Raw genomic sequence first — 16,813 nt, forward strand, 5'->3', positions numbered from 1 at the left:
GGTTCCGATGCTCCTCATGAGGGGTGGGCGCCGGGGGCGCCCACCCGGGGTTGCGAGGTGGGCCCGACGCACGGACCCGGGATGGTCAGTGCGGTGGGTCAGCTGTGCAGCGGGTGGCCGAACAGGGCCATGGCGGCCTCGCCCAGGGCCTCGTTCTGCGTGGGGTGCGCGTGCACGAACTGGGCGACGTCCTCGGGGTAGGCCTCCCAGTTCACGATGAGCTGCGCCTCGCCGATCTGCTCGCCGATGCGCTTGCCGATGCCGTGCACGCCCACGATCGGGCCGTTCTTCTGGCGGATCATCTTGATGATGCCGCCGGTGCCGAGGATCGAGGACTTGCCGTTGCCGGCCAGGTTGTACTCGGCGACCTCGACGTTGTCCTTGCCGAACTTCTCCTCCGCCTTGGGCTGGGTGTAGCCCACGGACATGATCTCCGGCTCGGTGAAGGTGACCTTCGGGATGTTGATGTCCTCGACGACCATCGGCTTGTTGCCGGCGATCTCCTCGGCCACGAAGATGCCCTGCTGGAAGCCGCGGTGCGCCAGCTGCAGACCGGGAACGATGTCGCCCACGGCGTAGATGTTGCCGACGCCGGTGTGCAGACGCTCGTCGGTGAGGACGAAGCCGCGGTCCATCTTGACGCCCTGCTCCTCGTAGCCGAGGCCCTCGGTGTTCGGGCCGCGGCCGACGGCGACGAGGCAGACCTCGGCCTCGAACTCCTTGCCGTCCGCGAGGGTCACCTTGACGCCCGAGTCGGTCTCCTCGACCTTGTCGAAGAACGTGCCCAGGTTGGTCTTGATGCCCTTCTTCTTGAACTCGCGCTCGAGGACCTTGATGATCGCCGGGTCCTCGTTGGGGACCAGGGTCTTCAGGCCCTCGATGATGGTGACGTCGACGCCGAAGGAGTTCCACAGGGACGCGAACTCGGAGCCGATGACACCGCCGCCGAGCACGATGGCCGACTTCGGGGTGTAGTCCAGCTCGAGGGCCTCCGTGGAGGTCATGATCTTCTTGGAGATGGGCAGGCCCATGGTCTTGGCCACGGAGCCGGAGGCCAGCACGATGTTCTCCGCCGTGTAACGGGTGCCGTCGACCTCGACCTCGTTCTTCGAGACGAGCTTGCCCTCGCCCTCGATGACCTGGACCTTGCGCATCTTCAGCAGGCCGGCCAGGCCCTTGTGCTTGCCGGCGACGATGCCGTCCTTGTAGTCGCGCACCTTCGCCATGTCCACGGACTCGAGGGTCGCGTTGACGCCGAACTTGGCGGCGTTGCGGGTCTCATCGGCCACCTCGGCGGCGTGCAGGTAGGCCTTCGTGGGGATGCAGCCCCAGTGCAGGCAGGTGCCGCCGACCTTGGACTTCTCCACGAGGGCGACGGACTTGCCGTACTGCACGGAACGCAGGGCTGCGGCGTACCCGGCGGAGCCACCGCCGAGGACGAGGACGTCGAATTCCTGAGCGGTTGCCTTGTCGGCCACGATGTTGCTCCTTGGTGCTGGGGTCGGTGGATCGTGGTGGTGGTGCGTCACCGCCACCCCCGGCCGTCGGCGGCGGGCCGCGCGGCCGGGGACGCGGTGGACATCGGGACCAACCTTACCGGGCACGCCCCTCGATGAGACCCAACAGGGTCCGCACCATCACGCCGGTGGCGTCCTGCGGGGTGTAGCCGTACGCGGCCGACTCGTTGAAGGAGGGGCCGGCGATGTCGAGGTGGGCCCAGGGGGTCCGTGCGGCGGCGTCGCCCTCCGACCGTCCGGCGTCGACGAATTCGCGCAGGAAGGTGGCGGCGGTCATCATGCCGCCGAAGCGGTCGCCCATGTTGGAGATGTCCGCGACGCGCGAAGTGAGCGAGGCGCGCAGCTGCTCCGGCAGGGGCATGCCCCACGCGAGCTCCCCGGCCGCGTCGGCCGCGGCGACGACCTCGTCGCGCAGCGCGTCGTCACCCATGACGCCCGTGTGGCGCACGCCGAGGGCGACCAGCTGGGCACCGGTGAGGGTGGCCACGTCGAGCACCGCGTCGGGTCGCTCGTCGGTGGCCGCCACGAGGGCGTCGGCCATGACGACGCGGCCCTCGGCGTCCGTGTTCATGACCTCCACGGTCTTGCCGCCGTACATCGTGATGACGTCGGACGGGCGGATGGCGGTGCCCGAGGGCATGTTCTCGGCCAGCGCCAGCCAGCCGGTCACCTTCACAGGGACGTCCAGGGCCGCGGCGGCGCGCACGACGGCGAAGACGGTGGCGGCGCCGGCCATGTCCGACTTCATCGTCATCATCGAGGCGGCGGGCTTCAGCGAGATGCCGCCCGTGTCGAAGGTGATGCCCTTGCCCACCAGCGCGATGTGCGCGGCGGCGTCGGCCGGCGCGTGCTCGATGCGCACGAGCCGCGGCGGGCGGGAGGAGCCCTGGCCGATCGCGAGGATGCCGCCGAAGCCCTCGGCGCGTAGGCGGTCCTCGTCCCACACGTCCACGCTCACGGACGAGTCCGCGAGGTCCTCCGCGACGGCGTCCGCGAACGTGGCCGGGTAGAGGTGCGAGGGGGCCGTGTTCACCAGGTCGCGCACGGCGCAGACCGCGTCGCCCACGACGGCGGCCCGGCGCAGCACGGGGTCGGCGTCCGCGGCGGCGAGCGGGGTGACGACCTCGACCTCGCGGACGGGACGGGACGTGTCCGTCTCGGCGCGGGCGCGCTCGGACTTCTGGGCGGTGAAGGCGTACGCGCCCAGGACGGCGCCCTCGGCGACGGCGGCCAGTCGGGCCGGGGTGTCGGCCGGCAGGGCCAGGGCCACGGCGTCGGTGCCGGCCAGGGAGCGCATGGCAGCCCCGGCGGCGCGGCGCAGGGACTCGTCCGCGGCCTCGCCGTCGTCGTCCAGACCGCCGACGCCGGCCAGGACCAGCAGCGGCACCGGCACGCCGCCCAGGCCCGGGAGGCGGTGGATCTCGTCCTCGGCGCCCCGCACGCCCAGCAGCTCGAACGAGGCCTCGAGGGCGGTGGCCGCCTCGGCCGGCAGCGCGTCCGTCAGGAGCACGGGGCCGTCCGGGCCGGTGCCCACCCCCACCACGAGGGCGGAGGCGGTCAGGTCCTCCAGGGCACAGGCGGTCAGGGTCGGGCGGTCCAGGGTGATCACGGACGGGCCTCTCTTCCGGGGGTGGGGGGATGCGCCCGGCGGGGTGGGCCGGGCCGTCCCGCGTCATCCTAGCCAGAGGGCTCGCGCGCCCGTCCAGGGCGCGCGGGCGCGGAATAGGAGTGTGCCGTGCCGTGGTTGACTGACGCCAGAGGATAGGGAGGGATCCGCGTCCGTCGCCATCCGGGCGGCGGGGACGGCTCTCCCGCAGACAGACCACCGGAAGGGGAACGAGACGTGCAGGACGCCGCGCCGCTGTACACCCGTCATGAGGGGGCGCCCGTGCCCCCCGGCCTGGGCATGCTCGTGGCCCTGACCGGGCACATGGACGCGGGCCGGGTCGCTCGGCAGGTGCGGGCCGCCCTGCATGAGCACCTGACCCATCGGACCGTCGTCTCCTTCGACGTCGACTCGATGTTCGACTACCGCGCCCGGCGTCCCCGGCTCCGGTTCGACCGGGACCGCTACCGCGATCTGCGCCTGCCCGCGCTCGAGGTGCAGCTGGTCGAGGACCTGCTCGGCCACCCCTTCCTGCTGCTGTCCGGCCCCGAGCCGGACTTCCGGTGGCAGGCGGTGACGGAGGCCGTGCTCGGCCTCGCGCAGGAGTGGGAGGTGGACTCGCTCACGTTCCTCGACGCGGCCCCGCTGCCCGTGCCGCACACGCGGCGGCTCGGGGTCACGACCCACGGGTCCCGCGCCGAGGCCGTCGAGGGGCTGTCCACCTGGAGCCCGCAGGCGGACATCGTCGCGGGGCTGCTGCAGATGCTGGAGCTGCGCGCCGAGGAGGCGGACCTGCCGACGGCGGGCTACACCGTCCATGTGCCGCACTACGTGGCCGAGGCGTCCTTCCCCCAGGCGGCCGTGGCCGCGCTCGAGTACGCGGGGGCCGCCATGGGGCTCATGCTGCCCTCGGACGACCTGCGAGACGCCTCGCGGGACATCGAGGCCGAGCTGGAGCGCCAGGTCTCCGGGTCCGGGGAGATCCAGCAGATGATCGCCGGCCTGGAGCGCAACTACGACCAGAACGCCGAGGACCAGGAGCGGTCGTTGCTCGAGACCGAGCAGGGCCTGCCCGACGGCGACGAACTCGCCTCCGCCGTCGAGGCGTACCTCGCCGCGCGGGACGCCGGCGGCGGGTCCGCTCCTGCACAGGAGGACGGACCCGGCCGTCCGTCCACCGACGACGGGGACTGATTCCACCGCGGGGGCCCGGTCGGCGAGGGTGGCGGCATGGAAGCCCCCACCTCGCTCGACGCCCCCGTCCTGCCGGCCCGCGGCCCGGAGGACCTGCTCGCCTACGTCGGCCACGCCCTCGGGCGGTTGCCCGAGGACAGCCTCGTCCTCCTCACCCTGCACGACGGGCGCCTGCGCGCTGTGGTGCGGGTCGATCTGCCTCCCGAGGAGGTCGACGTCGACGCTTGGGCCTGCGCCGTGGCCGAGGTGTGCCGGCGGGACGCGGCAGCGGACGCGACGCTCTGCCTCGCGTTGCCGGACGGCGCCCGAGCCACGCTGACCCGTCCCGGCTGGGCCGCGGCGCTCGACGACGCCCTGGCGTCCGCGGGTCGCCCCCTGGCCGCGGCCTGGACGTGCGCGCACGGACGGGCGCGCCCCTGGTGGGGGAGCAGCATCGCCGAGGAGGGCACCCTCGACCCCCGAGCCGCGCCGCTGTCCCTGCACCTGATGACCCGCGGTTCGGTCTGGGACCGCGCGGCGGTGTCCGACCCGGTCCCGCGTCGTGGTCCCGCCGCGGCCCGGCCCGACGACGCGCGGTGGCGGCCGCCCGAGCAGGACGCGCCCCCGGCACGCCGCGCGTGGCTGGCGCAGTGGGAGCCGGTGCTGACCGGCACGGCGCGTGGCCGCGGTGCGCCCGCCCCCGCCGTGCTGGGCTCGCCGCTGACGCGTCCGGCCTGGCGCGACGGCCTGCTGCTCCATGCCGCCGCGCCGTCCGGCGCGGCCACGGGGGATCCGGGGGACGAGGAACGGATCCTCACCGCGGCCTCGCGCCGGGCGCCGGCCTGGGACCGGCTGGACGCCCTGCGGGCGGGGCTGCGCGCGCTCGTGCCCGTCGCGACGCCGGCCGTGGCGGCTCAGGCCCTGGCACTGGCCGGGTGGGTCGGCTGGGCCCGCGGCCACGGCTCCGACGCGGACGCCCACCTGACCGCGGCGGCGGCGCTGAGTCCCGGCGACCCGTTCGTCTCCGTCCTGCGACGCATCGTGGCCGCGGGGTGCGTCGCAGGCTGGGCGACCGACCCGGCCACCGCGTGGCGGCCCGACGGTGGCCGCCCATGAGAGAATGATGCGGCTTCACGACGGCACGGCCGACCGCAGCCCGTTTCCCGGGTTCGGAATAGATCGGTCTCAGCCGTCGTTGGCACTCACGGACCCTGCAGTCGGCGGGCCCGGACGACGTCGGTCGTCCGAGGCCGCGACTTGACAGGGTCACGTGTCTATGGACTGCAAGGATCCGCGGGTGGCCGCGGACGAGACGGAAAGGCCTCGAGTGACCACTTCGACGACCAGCGGTGTGCAGGACGGCAAGGAGACCACTGCCTCCGAGGCCACGACCACGCGCACCCGCTCCACGGCAGCCAAGAAGTCGGCAGCCAAGAAGTCGGCAGCCACGAAGAGCGCCACGACGCGGACAACCGCGACGAAGTCGGCGGCGACCAAGACCGCTGCCACGCCGACGGCCAAGAAGAAGGCGACCCGGAAGCCCACCGCGGCCAAGACCACCGCCACGGCCAAGACCACCGCCGCGAAGAAGACCGCCACGACCGGGGGCAAGAAGGCCACCGCGTCCGCCGCCTCCGCCGAGCAGGCCGAGGACGACGAGGAGCTCGTCCAGGCGCGCGAGCGCACCGAGGCCGCCGACGCCGTCGAGGAGGACGTGGTGGAGGACGAGACCGCCACCGAGGACTCGGACGACGCGGACGCGGACGGCTCGGACGCTCCGGAGCGCCCGGCGATGGACGCGGAGGCCGTGACCGGCACGAAGGCCGCCACGGGCCAGAAGGTGGCCCAGTCCAAGGGCGCGTTCGTCATGGACGACTCCGAGGACGACGCCCCGGTGCAGCAGGTGGTCGTGGCGGGTGCCACGGCGGACCCGGTGAAGGACTACCTGAAGCAGATCGGCAAGGTCGCCCTGCTCAACGCCGAGCAGGAGGTGGACCTGGCCATGCGCATCGAGGCCGGCCTCTACGCCGAGCACGTCGTGCAGCACGAGGCCTCCGACGACTACCGCGAGCGCCGGGACATCCAGCTGATCATCGCGGACGGGCGCAAGGCCAAGAACCACCTGCTCGAGGCCAACCTGCGTCTGGTGGTCTCCCTGGCCAAGCGCTACACCGGCCGCGGCATGCTGTTCCTGGACCTCATCCAGGAGGGCAACCTCGGCCTGATCCGCGCCGTCGAGAAGTTCGACTACACCAAGGGCTTCAAGTTCTCCACGTATGCCACGTGGTGGATCCGTCAGGCCATCACCCGCGCCATGGCGGACCAGGCCCGCACCATCCGCATCCCGGTGCACATGGTGGAGGTCATCAACAAGCTGGCCCGCGTGCAGCGGCAGATGCTCCAGGACCTCGGCCGCGAGCCCACCCCGGAGGAGCTGGCCAAGGAGCTGGACATGACCCCGGAGAAGGTCGTGGAGGTGCAGAAGTACGGCCGCGAGCCCATCTCCCTGCACACCCCGCTCGGCGAGGACGGCGACTCCGAGTTCGGCGACCTGATCGAGGACTCCGAGGCCGTCGTGCCCGCGGACGCCGTCTCCTTCACGCTGCTCCAGGAGCAGCTGCACTCGGTGCTCGACACGCTCTCCGAGCGCGAGGCCGGTGTCGTCGCCATGCGCTTCGGCCTGACCGACGGACAGCCCAAGACGCTGGATGAGATCGGCAAGGTCTATGGAGTGACGCGCGAGCGGATCCGCCAGATCGAGTCGAAGACCATGTCCAAGCTGCGTCACCCCTCCCGCTCGCAGGTGCTCCGGGACTACCTGGACTGAGTCGGAGCGGCATGACGAAGGGCCGGACCCCCGCGGGGGTCCGGCCCTTCGTCATGCCGGGCGCCTCAGGCGCCGGCGGTGAGGCGGTCCGTCTCGTCCTGCCACAGCGCGGCCTGGGGACGCAGCGCGTCCTCGACGGCGCGGGCGTGGTGGGCGCAGAACTGGAGGGCACCGCCGGAGTGCAGCACGGCGCGGACGTAGGCCTGCGCGCCGCAGCGGTCGCAGCGGTCGGAACGGGTGAGGGCGGCCGGCTCGGCCACGGCGGTGATGGACATGGTGTCCTCCTCGGGTCTCTCGGGGCTGGAGGGCGACGACGCCGGTGGGGCGGGCCGGTCCTCCTCTTGTCCCATGGAACAGCAAGGATGGCAGGGAACTTCCCCGCGCGCCCGCCCCGCACCCGCGTTTCGCCACCCGCGTACGCAAGCGCCCGGGCCGGGCGGCCCGGGAGGTCCGGCTCGGATCCTGGCGTGTCCGGCCCGCGGAGTAGGCTGGACCGGCCGCCGTCGTCCACCGAAAGGCCCGCCCCGTGCCCGCGAACACCGAGTACAACGCCCGCCACCTCTCCGTGCTGGAGGGGCTCGAGGCCGTCCGCAAGCGGCCGGGCATGTACATCGGCTCCACCGATTCCCGCGGCCTCATGCACTGCCTCTGGGAGATCATCGACAACTCGGTGGACGAGGCCCTGGCCGGCTTCGGGCAGTCGATCGAGATCACCCTGCATCCGGACGGCTCCGTCGAGGTCGAGGACAACGGGCGCGGCATCCCCGTGGACGTGGAGCCGCGCACCGGTCTGTCCGGCGTCGAGGTGGTGTTCACCAAGCTCCACGCCGGCGGCAAGTTCGGCGGCGGTTCCTACGCCGCCTCGGGCGGCCTGCACGGCGTGGGCGCGTCGGTGGTCAACGCCCTGTCCTCGCGCCTGGACGTGCAGGTGCTGCGCGGGGGCAAGGTCCATCAGATGTCGTTCCGGCGCGGCGAGCCGGGCCGCTTCCAGGACGGGTCGCGCCCGTCGCCGGACGCCCCGTTCGAGCCGTCCACGGACGCCTCGCCGCTGGACGTCGTCGGGAAGGCCAAACGTGGGCAGACCGGCACGCGCGTGCGCTACTGGGCGGACGAGCAGATCTTCGTGAAGGACGCGACGTTCTCCGCCGAGGAGCTCCAGGCGCGGGCGCGCCAGACCGCCTACCTGATCCCGGGCCTGCGGATCACGGTCAAGGACCTGCGCCGCCGACCCGGCACGCCCGGCGCCGACGGCCCGGTCGAGGAGGTCTTCCAGTACGACGGCGGCATCTCCGAGTTCGTGGAGCACCTCACGCCCGCCACCCCGGTGACGGACGTGTGGCGGATCCAGGGCTCCGGCACCTTCAAGGAGCGGGTCCCGGTGCTCGGCGAGGACGGGCGCACCTCCATGCAGGATGTGCAGCGCACGTGCGAGGTGGACGTCGCCCTGCGCTGGGACGTCGGCTACGACACCGTGTTCCGGTCCTTCGTGAACATCATCGCCACGCCCAAGGGCGGCACCCACCAGTCCGGGTTCGAGGCGGCACTGCTGAAGGCGTTCCGCGCCCAGGTGGAGGCCAACGCGCGCCGGCTCAAGGCCGGGTCGGACAAGGTGGAGAAGGACGACGTGCTGGCCGGCATGACCGCCGTCCTGACGGTGCGGCTCGCCGAGCCGCAGTTCGAGGGACAGACCAAGGAGATCCTCGGCACCTCCGCGGTGCGGCGGATCGTCTCCCAGGTGGTGGAGAAGCAGCTGACCGCCCGCCTCACCTCCACGGCCCGCGCCCAGAAGCAGCAGGTGCACACGCTGCTGGAGAAGGTCGTCGCGGAGATGAAGTCGCGCATCTCCGCGCGCACCCACAAGGAGAACCAGCGGCGCAAGAACGCCCTGGAGACCTCGACGATGCCGGCCAAGCTGGCGGACTGCCGCAGCAACGACGTCGCCTCCTCCGAGCTGTTCATCGTCGAGGGCGACTCGGCGCTCGGCACCGCCAAGCTGGCCCGGTCCTCCGACTTCCAGGCCCTGCTGCCGATCCGGGGCAAGATCCTGAACGTGCAGAAGGCCTCCGTCTCGGACATCCTGGCCAATGCCGAGTGCGCGGCGCTGATCCAGGTCGTCGGGGGCGGCGCGGGGCGCAGCTTCGACCTGGATGCGGCCCGCTACGGCAAGGTCGTGCTGATGACGGACGCGGACGTGGACGGTGCCCACATCCGCACCCTCCTGCTGACGCTCTTCTTCCGCTACATGCGTCCCATGGTCGAGGCCGGGCGCGTGTACGCGGCCGTCCCGCCGCTGCACCGGATCGAGGCGGTGACCCGCGGCGTGAAGGAACGCGAGGTCATCTACACGTACTCGGAGCAGGAGCTGCACGCGACGCTCGCCCGCCTGGAGCGGGAGGGTCGCTCGTACCGCGAGCCGATCCAGCGCTACAAGGGCCTGGGCGAGATGGACGCCGACCAGCTGGCCGAGACCACGATGGACCCGCGCCACCGCATGCTCCGCCGCGTGAACATCGCCGAGGTGGAGGCCGCCGAGCGGGTCTTCGACCTGCTCATGGGCTCCGCCGTGGCCCCCCGCAAGGACTTCATCGTCTCCCACGCCGACGAGCTGGACCGCGAGCGCATCGACGCCTGACCCCCCACTTTCGTTCGGGAAACGGCGGGCACCGAGGCGTCGGCGGCGCAGTCGCCGCCGTTTCCCGAACGAAAGCGGCGTGACCCGCGCCGTTTCCCGAACGAAAGCCCTGGGCGGGCGGCTGCTCCGACCGCGGCGGACGTCAGCGGTCGCGGTAGTACGCCGCGACGCGGTGCAGGCCCTCGTCGATGCTCACGGTCGGCGTCCACGCGAGGACCTCACGGGTGCGACGCTGGTCGAACCAGTGGGCGGTCGAGAGCTGCTCGGCGAGGAACTCGGTCAGCGGCGGCTCGCCGTCGTCGGAGCCCACGCCCCGGGACCGCAGCCCGAACAGATCCCGCTCCCACGCCCGCTCGATCAGGGCACCGGCGCGCCGGGCCAGGCCCGCCGGGACGCGGCGTTCGGGCTCCGCGGCGCCGCCCGCCAGCGCGATCTGGCGGATCAGCTCGCCGACCGGTCGCGGCTCGCCGTTGGTGACCACGAGGGCCTCGCCGTGGTGCACGTCGGCCGCGGACACAGCCGCCACCACGGCCTCGACGGCGTTGGCCGTGTACAGCGTGTCGACCAGGGGAGCGCCCGTGCCGAGCACGGGCATTCGCCCGGCCCGCGCGCGCTGCACGATCCGGTCGGTGAGCTGCAGGTCCCCGGGCCCCCACATCAGGTGGGGGCGCAGCACCAGGACGCGGAAGTCGTCGCGGTCGGCGGCCAGGGCCAGTCGCTCGCCGGCCGCCTTCGTGCGCGCGTAGGGTCCGCGCGCGTGCTCGGGGCTGGCGGCTCCGGCGCCCTCGCCGACGATGGAGTCGCCGGCGTGCGCCACGGAGGGGGAGGAGACGTGGACGAAGCGTCGCACGCCGTGGCGCTGTGCGGCGTGCAACAGGATGCGCGTGCCCTCCACGTTCACGGCCTCGTACTCGTGCTCGGGACCGGACACGGACACCTTCGCGGCCACGTGCACCACGGTGTCCGCGCCGGTCAGGGCCTCCTCGACGGCGGCCGGGTCGGTCACGGACCCGCGCACGTCCCGCGCACCGGGCACGCCCGAGGGACGCCGCTGCAGGGTGGTCACGTCGTTGCCGGCATCGGCGAGCACCCGGGCGACGCCCGCGCCCAGCAGCCCCGAGGCGCCGGTCACCAGGACGCGGCGGGACTCGAGGCGCTCGACGAGGTCGGGCATGCCGGCGGCGTCGAGGCCGACGTCGTAGCCGAAGCCGCTCACAGCGCACCCGCCTTCCCGCCGGCGAGCACGGCCTCCGCCCAGTCGGCCACCCGGGCGCGGTCGATCTTGGAGTTGTGCCGGATGTCCGTGGGGATCTCATCGGCCACGAGCACCGCGGCCACCGGCAGCGGCTCGAGGGCCGCGCGCACGGCGGAGGCCAGCGCGGTCGGGGCGAGGCCCTGCTTGGGCCGGCCGTCGCGGTGGTGACCCGGGCGCCGCGCCGGGCGCGTGGCCGGCACGGCCGCCTCCACGACGACGACCACGGCCTGCGTGCCCCGGGGCCCGACGCCGACGACGGCGCTGCGCCGCACCGGCCCGAGGGCGTCGACGGTCTTCTCGGGCCCGCCCGGACCGATCGGGCCCTCGGGCGTGGTGATGACGTGCTGGAGCCGGCCCTCGAGCCAGACGCGGCCCTCGGCATCGATGTGGCCGACGTCGGCGGTGCGGTGCCACACCCGGCCGTCGCGCCGCCACAGCCCGTCTCGCTTGCTCTGCTGGTCGGTGTGCCAGAGCGCGTCGTAGCGGTCCTTCAGGTGGGGGGCGCTGACCACGATCTCGCCGAGGACGCCGTGGCCCCGCGCGGGGTCGAGGATGACGTCGTCGGCGCTGCCGTCCTCGAGCAGCGGCGCGATGGCCAGGGACACCGTGGGCAGCGCGGAGCCCACGCAGACGCCCTCGTCGTCGGCGGTGCGCAGGCGCTGCACCTCGGCGCCGTCGATGTCCGTGAGCAGCAGCCCCTCGGTCATGCCCCACGGCGTGTGGACCCGGGCGTTCGGCATGAGGTCCGAGACCTGACGCATCAGCTGCGGGTGCACGGGGGCGCCGGCCGAGAGCACGAGGCGCACGGCGTCGAGTGCCTCGCGCCGGGGCGCGTCGAGGCCGTCGGCGGTCGCGACCACGTTCGCCAGGGCGGCGGGGGAGGCGAACAGCACGCTCGACTGCCCGGCGATCGCGGCGTCGGCCAGCTTCTGCGCGGTGAGGGTGGCCGGCTGGGTGACGTCCATGTCCGGGGAGACGGACGCGGCGCCCAGGGCGGGTCCGAGCAGCGCGAACGGGGCGAAGCCGGCCAGCAGGGAGCCGCCCGGGCGGATGCCCAGGGTGCGGGAGATCAGCGCCACGAGGCGGCCCAGCCGCTCGTGCGTGTACACGACGCCCTTGGCCGGGCCCGTGGAGCCGGACGTGAACAGCACCGCGGCGTCCGCGTCCAGGGCTGGCTCGGGCAGCACGGTGCCGTGCTCGTCGACGGCGTCGGCCGCGGCCGGGTCCCGGTGGCGGTCGACCATCGCGTAGAGCGAGTCGGAGACGTCGAGCAGGCGGCGCTGGGCGGCGCCCGGCTCGGTCACGGAGATCCGGGTGCCCGGCCAGGACTGGGCGCGGGCGAGTGTCAGCCCGGGGGTGCGACCGATGATCCAGCGGGGGCGGGCCGACTTCATCGCCCGGGTCATGCCCTTGACGCCGAGGCCCTGGTCCGCCACCACGGCGACGGCGCCCACGCGCAGCACGGCGTACAGCGCCGCCGACAGGTCGCGGCCCGGCGGCACGAGCATGGCGACCCGGTCGCCCGGCCGCATGCCCGCGGCCCACAGCCCGGTGGCGATGGCCGAGACCATCTCCTGCAGCTCGCCCCAGGTGACCGCCACGGGTCGGCGGGCGGTGCCCACGAGCGAGCGGCCGGCCTGGGCGCCGGCCATGTCCACCAGCGCGGTGTACTCGCGGTGGTCCGAGCCGGGGGCGCCCCAGTCGCGGAGGTGGTCCCAGAGTCGGACCACGCCGGGCTCGCGGGCTCCGGGCTCCTCCCCGAGGTCCACCTCCAGGCCCGGGTCGGCGGCCGCGTCGGCGGTGGCGTGCGGGACGGGGCCCGGCAGCCCCGAGGCGGGGTCGGAGAGCTGGCCGCCGCGCAGCAGCTGGGCCCACTGCAGCAGGGGCGCGGTGATGTCGCGGTCGTCCACGAGCAGGTGCCCCGCCTGCTCGTAGCGGTGCACGCGCGCGTGGGGCAGGCGGTCGCGGAGGTCGTCGAGGTAGCGGTCCAGGAAGACCGGGTCGTCGGCGCCCCACAGGATGAGGGCGGGCACGTCGGTGCGACCCAGGGCGGCGAGGTCCTCGCCCACCCGCTGCAGTTCGGGATGGCTGCCGTGGCCGGGGTCGGCCGGGATGTCCGCGACGAAGCCGCCGACGCCGCCGCGTCGGGCCGCCGTGTCGTAGGGCAGGTGGTAGGCGGCCCGGGTCTCGCGGTCGAGGGCCGGGGTGGCGAGGGAGGTCGTCACGGAGAGGAAGGCGTCCGTGGTGACGGTGGAGGCCGGCAGGACGGGCCCGGCGAGGGCGGCCTGCAGCGGGGCGGGGATCGGCGCCCCCTCGGGCTGGTGGACCGCGGTGTTCAGGGTCGCGACGCCGGCCACCAGCTCCGGATGACGCGCCGCCCAGCCGAGGGACACGACGCCGCCCCAGTCGTGGCCGAGCGTGATCAGCGGGTGGCCGGTGGCTGCCAGGTCGCGCAGCCCGAGAGCCGCCAGCAGGGCGTCCAGGTCGGCGATGCGGCCGCCCAGCGTGCGGTAGGTGTCGCCGGCACGGCCCATCGACGCGGCGGACGGGGAGCCCGCGTGCGCGAGGCGCTCGGAGAAGCCCATGTCTAGCTGGTCCGGCGCCACGACGCGCCACGCGGCCATGCCCCGGCGTGCCCGGCGCACGGTCTCCGCGAGCAGGGACCGCCACAGCCAGGACCAGGTCGGGTTGCCGTGCAACGCCACGATCGTGCCGACGATCTCGGCCCCGGCCGCCGCGAGCACGGGACCGGTGTCCGCCACGTGCAGCGTCCGCACGGTCCCCTCCGGGTCCGCGGCGGAGCGGATCTCCACGAGGCGGGACCATGCCGGGTCCCAGCCGGGCAGTCGGTCGGCCGGCGGCAGGGCGGCGGGGGCGGCGGGGATCTGGGGCATGGCTCTGGCTCCTTCAGCTCACCATTCGATCTCGAGCATCGCGGTGTTCAGACCCGAGCCCACGCCCAGGCAGACCACTGTGTCCCCGTCCTCCAGGGCGTCCATCTCCCGCACGAGGGTGATGGGCAGCGACGCCGGGCCGACGTTGCCCAGCGTGGGGAACGTCGTCGGGATGCGCGCCGGGTCCAGGTGGGCGGACTCCGCGATCGCGTCGGTGTGCATCTGCGAGACCTGGTGGGTGATGAACCGGTCGGCCTGCGGCCACGCCCACTCCGCCGGGACGTCGTGCCACGCGTCCATCACGAGCTCGAGACCGTCCTTGAGCAGGGCGGTGGAGTCGGTGTACATGCCGTGGTGGTCGCCCACGCACAGGCCGTGGTGGTCGGTGCCGGCGCGGGTGATCCCGCGGACGATCCGATGGGCGTCCGGGTGGTCCTCGATGCGGCCGACGACGGCGGCGGCGGCCCCGGAGCCCAACGTCAGGGACGCGAACTGCTCCATGAAGTTGCCGCGGTGCGTGGTCTCGGCGTGCAGGTTGGCCACGGTGGCGGCCTGCACCTTCGAGGCGTCCTCGGCGGCGACCACGACCGCGTAGTCGATCTGGCCGGCGTCCACCAGGGTGGAGGCGAGCATGAGGCCGTTGACGAACCCGAGGCACGCGTTCGTGATGTCGAAGTTGGTCGCCGAGGTGGGCAGCCCCATGAGGTGGTGGATCCGCACGGCCACGGAGGGCTCGAGCGTGGCCCGGGTCACCGACGTGTTCACGAGCAGGCCCACCCGCTCCCGCGGGACGCCGGCCTGCTCCAGGGCCGCGACGCCGGCGCGCGCGGCGGCCTCCTGGAAGTCCTCGGTCTCGTCCCAGTTCCGTCGGCTGCGCACACCGGCCACCCGCTCCAGGAGGGAGCCGGGCAGGCGCAGGCGGGTGAGCACCTCCGCCAGCTGGTCGTCGAGGTCCTGCGAGGTGACTTCGACGGGGGCCTCCACCTCGGTGACCGCCAGGAGGGCGGCGCGGGAGTACTCGTAGCTGGCGTTGCCGGACACGTTCGTCACCAGGACCAATCTGCGGGGGTCGGGGAGGGGGCGCTCACCTGCGGTGAGACGACAGCCCACTGTATCGGAGGGGTCGGGCGGGGCGCCCGTCGGAGGCCTCGATCGGCCCGAGGCGAACAGGGTCGCCTCGGCCGGGACAGTCCGCGGACACGGTCAGGGCGTCGTCGGCCCGGCGCCGTCCGGCGATGTCACGACGTCCGACGGACTAGGGTGGTGGTATCCAGCGACCGCGTTGTCGCGGTCGAACGCCTGTCTCAGGAGCGCAGCCTCGTGGATCCCCTCGAACTCGCACGGTGGCAGTTCGGCATCACCACCGTCTACCACTTCCTCATGGTCCCGCTGACCATCGGACTCGGCCTCGTCGTCGCCGTCCTGCAGACCCTCTGGGTCGCCACGGGCAAGGACCACTACCTGCGGATGACGAAGTTCTGGGGAAAGCTGTTCCTGATCAACTTCATCATGGGCGTGGCCACCGGGCTGGTGCAGGAGTTCCAGTTCGGCATGGCCTGGTCGGAGTACTCCCGGTTCGTCGGGGACGTCTTCGGGGCGCCGCTGGCCCTCGAGGCGCTCATCGCGTTCTTCCTGGAATCGGTGTTCCTGGGCATCTGGATCTTCGGCTGGGACCGGATCCCGCGAAGACTCCACCTGGCCGCCCTGTGGTGCGCGGTGCTGGGGATCAACCTCTCGGCCTACTTCATCATGGTGGCCAACGGCTTCATGCAGCACCCGGTGGGCTATGAGGTCGTCGACGGCCGCCCGGTGCTCAACGACCTCGGCGCCGTGCTGACCAACCCGATCGTCCTCACCCACTACCCGCACACCATCTTCGGCTCCTGGGCCGTGGCCGGCGGCTTCCTCGTGGGGATCGCCTGGTACCACCTGTGGAAGCGCCGCCGGGACGGCATCGACGTCGTGGACGAGGCGGGCCGGGTCGTCGTCGGCGACGCCGGCACCGCCGCCCGGGACCGCACCGACCACCGCGTCTGGCTCACCTCGCTGCGCGCCGGGGCGGCCGTCGCCCTGATCGGCTTCGTCGGCACCGCATTCTCCGGCCATGCCCAGGCCCAGCAGATGATCCACTTCCAGCCCACCAAGATGGCCGCCGCGGAGGCCGCCTGCCACGACGGCACCGCGTTCTCCGTGCTCACCCTCGGCGATGTGCGCTCGGGTGGAGCGACCACCTGCGAGGACGTCCAGGGCGTGATCGAGGTGCCGGGCCTGCTCTCCTACCTCGCGTACGAGGACTTCACCACGCCGGTGCGCGGCATCAACACCCTGCTGCCGGAGTTCGAGCAGAAGTACGGCACGCACCTGCCCGACTCCGAGCTCTACGGCGACCGCGCCGGCAGCGAGATCTCCTATCTGCCGCTGATGGAGGTCACCTACTGGGGATTCCGGCTCATGATCCTCTTCGGCGGACTCGGCGCGCTCGCGGCACTGGGCGCGCTGTGGTTCTCCCGCCGCGGCACCGTCCCGGCCTCCCGTGGCTGGATGCGCCTGGCCGTGGCCTCGATCGGGGCGCCGTTCGCGGCGAACATGACCGGCTGGGTGTTCACCGAGATGGGCCGGCAGCCGTTCGTGGTGTACCCGAACCCGGCGATGGGCGTGGATCAGGTGTACATGTTCACCGCCGCGGCCGTCTCGCCCGGGGTCACGGGTGAAGAGGTCCTCGTGTCCCTGATCGTCCTGGTCGGGATCTACGCGGTGCTGCTGGGCGTCGAGGTCTTCCTGCTGACCCGGTTCGTCCGCGGCGGCGTCCCGGCCGCCATGCCGGAGCTCACCGCCGCCGAGCACTCCGATGAACAGAAGCGCGACCGCGACGACGTGCTCGCGTTCGCCTACTGACCCGCTCGCAGAGA

11 protein-coding genes are annotated in these 16,813 nt (G+C 73.2%); 5 read left to right on the top strand and 6 right to left on the bottom strand.

Annotated features, from left to right (window positions below; all coding sequences use genetic code 11):
* Positions 1-98: 98 nt before the first annotated feature.
* Together lpdA and SOY78_RS05775 are read right to left on the bottom strand one after the other, a co-directional pair.
* Positions 99-1,478 (bottom strand): dihydrolipoyl dehydrogenase, encoded by a 1,380-nt coding sequence (gene lpdA, locus SOY78_RS05770; protein WP_036336938.1) that lies wholly within the window; start codon positions 1,476-1,478, stop codon positions 99-101.
* A gap of 115 nt (positions 1,479-1,593) precedes the next feature.
* Positions 1,594-3,126 carry a leucyl aminopeptidase gene (locus tag SOY78_RS05775; protein ID WP_145951433.1) on the bottom strand — a complete coding sequence of 511 codons (1,533 nt, stop codon included), beginning with the start codon at positions 3,124-3,126 and terminating at the stop codon, positions 1,594-1,596.
* A gap of 234 nt (positions 3,127-3,360) precedes the next feature.
* On the opposite strand from SOY78_RS05775, the gene SOY78_RS05780 reads away from it, so the two are divergent.
* The 3 genes from SOY78_RS05780 to SOY78_RS05790 all read left to right on the top strand — a co-directional run bounded on the left by SOY78_RS05780 (position 3,361) and on the right by SOY78_RS05790 (position 7,123).
* Positions 3,361-4,317 carry a PAC2 family protein gene (locus tag SOY78_RS05780; protein ID WP_036384622.1) on the top strand — a complete coding sequence of 319 codons (957 nt, stop codon included), beginning with the start codon at positions 3,361-3,363 and terminating at the stop codon, positions 4,315-4,317.
* A gap of 36 nt (positions 4,318-4,353) precedes the next feature.
* On the top strand, positions 4,354-5,412 hold the full coding sequence (locus SOY78_RS05785; RefSeq protein WP_012750911.1) for a DUF4192 domain-containing protein: 1,059 nt from the start codon (positions 4,354-4,356) through the stop codon (positions 5,410-5,412).
* 235 nt (positions 5,413-5,647) lie between these two features.
* Positions 5,648-7,123: an RNA polymerase sigma factor gene (locus SOY78_RS05790; protein ID WP_036384623.1), complete on the top strand. Its 1,476-nt coding sequence runs from the start codon at positions 5,648-5,650 to the stop codon at positions 7,121-7,123.
* A 65-nt stretch (positions 7,124-7,188) separates the two neighbouring features.
* Here SOY78_RS05790 and SOY78_RS05795 read toward each other — a convergent pair whose 3' ends face one another.
* Positions 7,189-7,398: a DUF7455 domain-containing protein gene (locus SOY78_RS05795; protein WP_002858172.1), complete on the bottom strand. Its 210-nt coding sequence runs from the start codon at positions 7,396-7,398 to the stop codon at positions 7,189-7,191.
* A 251-nt stretch (positions 7,399-7,649) separates the two neighbouring features.
* On the opposite strand from SOY78_RS05795, the gene SOY78_RS05800 reads away from it, so the two are divergent.
* Positions 7,650-9,755, top strand: coding sequence for a DNA gyrase/topoisomerase IV subunit B (locus SOY78_RS05800; protein WP_036384624.1), 2,106 nt, complete (start codon positions 7,650-7,652; stop codon positions 9,753-9,755).
* A 142-nt stretch (positions 9,756-9,897) separates the two neighbouring features.
* Here the strand turns inward: SOY78_RS05800 and SOY78_RS05805 are convergent, their stop codons facing one another.
* From SOY78_RS05805 to SOY78_RS05815, 3 genes are read right to left on the bottom strand one after another with little or no spacing between them, the layout of a single operon-like run.
* Positions 9,898-10,971 carry an NAD-dependent epimerase/dehydratase family protein gene (locus SOY78_RS05805; RefSeq protein WP_036384625.1) on the bottom strand — a complete coding sequence of 358 codons (1,074 nt, stop codon included), beginning with the start codon at positions 10,969-10,971 and terminating at the stop codon, positions 9,898-9,900.
* The gene (locus SOY78_RS05810) at positions 10,968-13,904 is read right to left on the bottom strand and encodes an alpha/beta fold hydrolase (protein ID WP_250161798.1); all 2,937 of its coding nucleotides are present in this window, start codon (positions 13,902-13,904) and stop codon (positions 10,968-10,970) included. Before SOY78_RS05810 ends, SOY78_RS05805 begins: the two co-directional genes overlap by 4 nt.
* A gap of 18 nt (positions 13,905-13,922) precedes the next feature.
* Complete coding sequence (locus SOY78_RS05815; RefSeq protein ID WP_036314104.1) at positions 13,923-14,954, bottom strand: 3-oxoacyl-ACP synthase III; 1,032 nt, start codon at positions 14,952-14,954, stop codon at positions 13,923-13,925.
* Positions 14,955-15,224: 270 nt separating this feature from the next.
* On the opposite strand from SOY78_RS05815, the gene SOY78_RS05820 reads away from it, so the two are divergent.
* A complete protein-coding gene (locus SOY78_RS05820; RefSeq protein WP_036314107.1) occupies positions 15,225-16,799 on the top strand; it encodes a cytochrome ubiquinol oxidase subunit I in 1,575 nt (524 codons plus the stop codon).
* The last annotated feature ends 14 nt before the right edge of the window (positions 16,800-16,813 follow it).

Origin of the sequence: Micrococcus sp. HOU01 (assembly GCF_035609305.1) — a bacterium.
GTDB classification, from domain to species: Bacteria; Actinomycetota; Actinomycetes; order Actinomycetales; family Micrococcaceae; genus Micrococcus; species Micrococcus luteus.

What these genes read in the sequence shown, in the direction of transcription:
- SOY78_RS05785 (WP_012750911.1), top strand. Translation starts at nt 4,354, where the DNA reads ATGGAAGCCCCCACCTCGCTCGACGCCCCCGTCCTGCCGGCCCGCGGC.
- SOY78_RS05795 (WP_002858172.1), bottom strand. Translation starts at nt 7,398, where the DNA reads ATGTCCATCACCGCCGTGGCCGAGCCGGCCGCCCTCACCCGTTCCGAC.
- SOY78_RS05810 (WP_250161798.1), bottom strand. Translation starts at nt 13,904, where the DNA reads ATGCCCCAGATCCCCGCCGCCCCCGCCGCCCTGCCGCCGGCCGACCGA.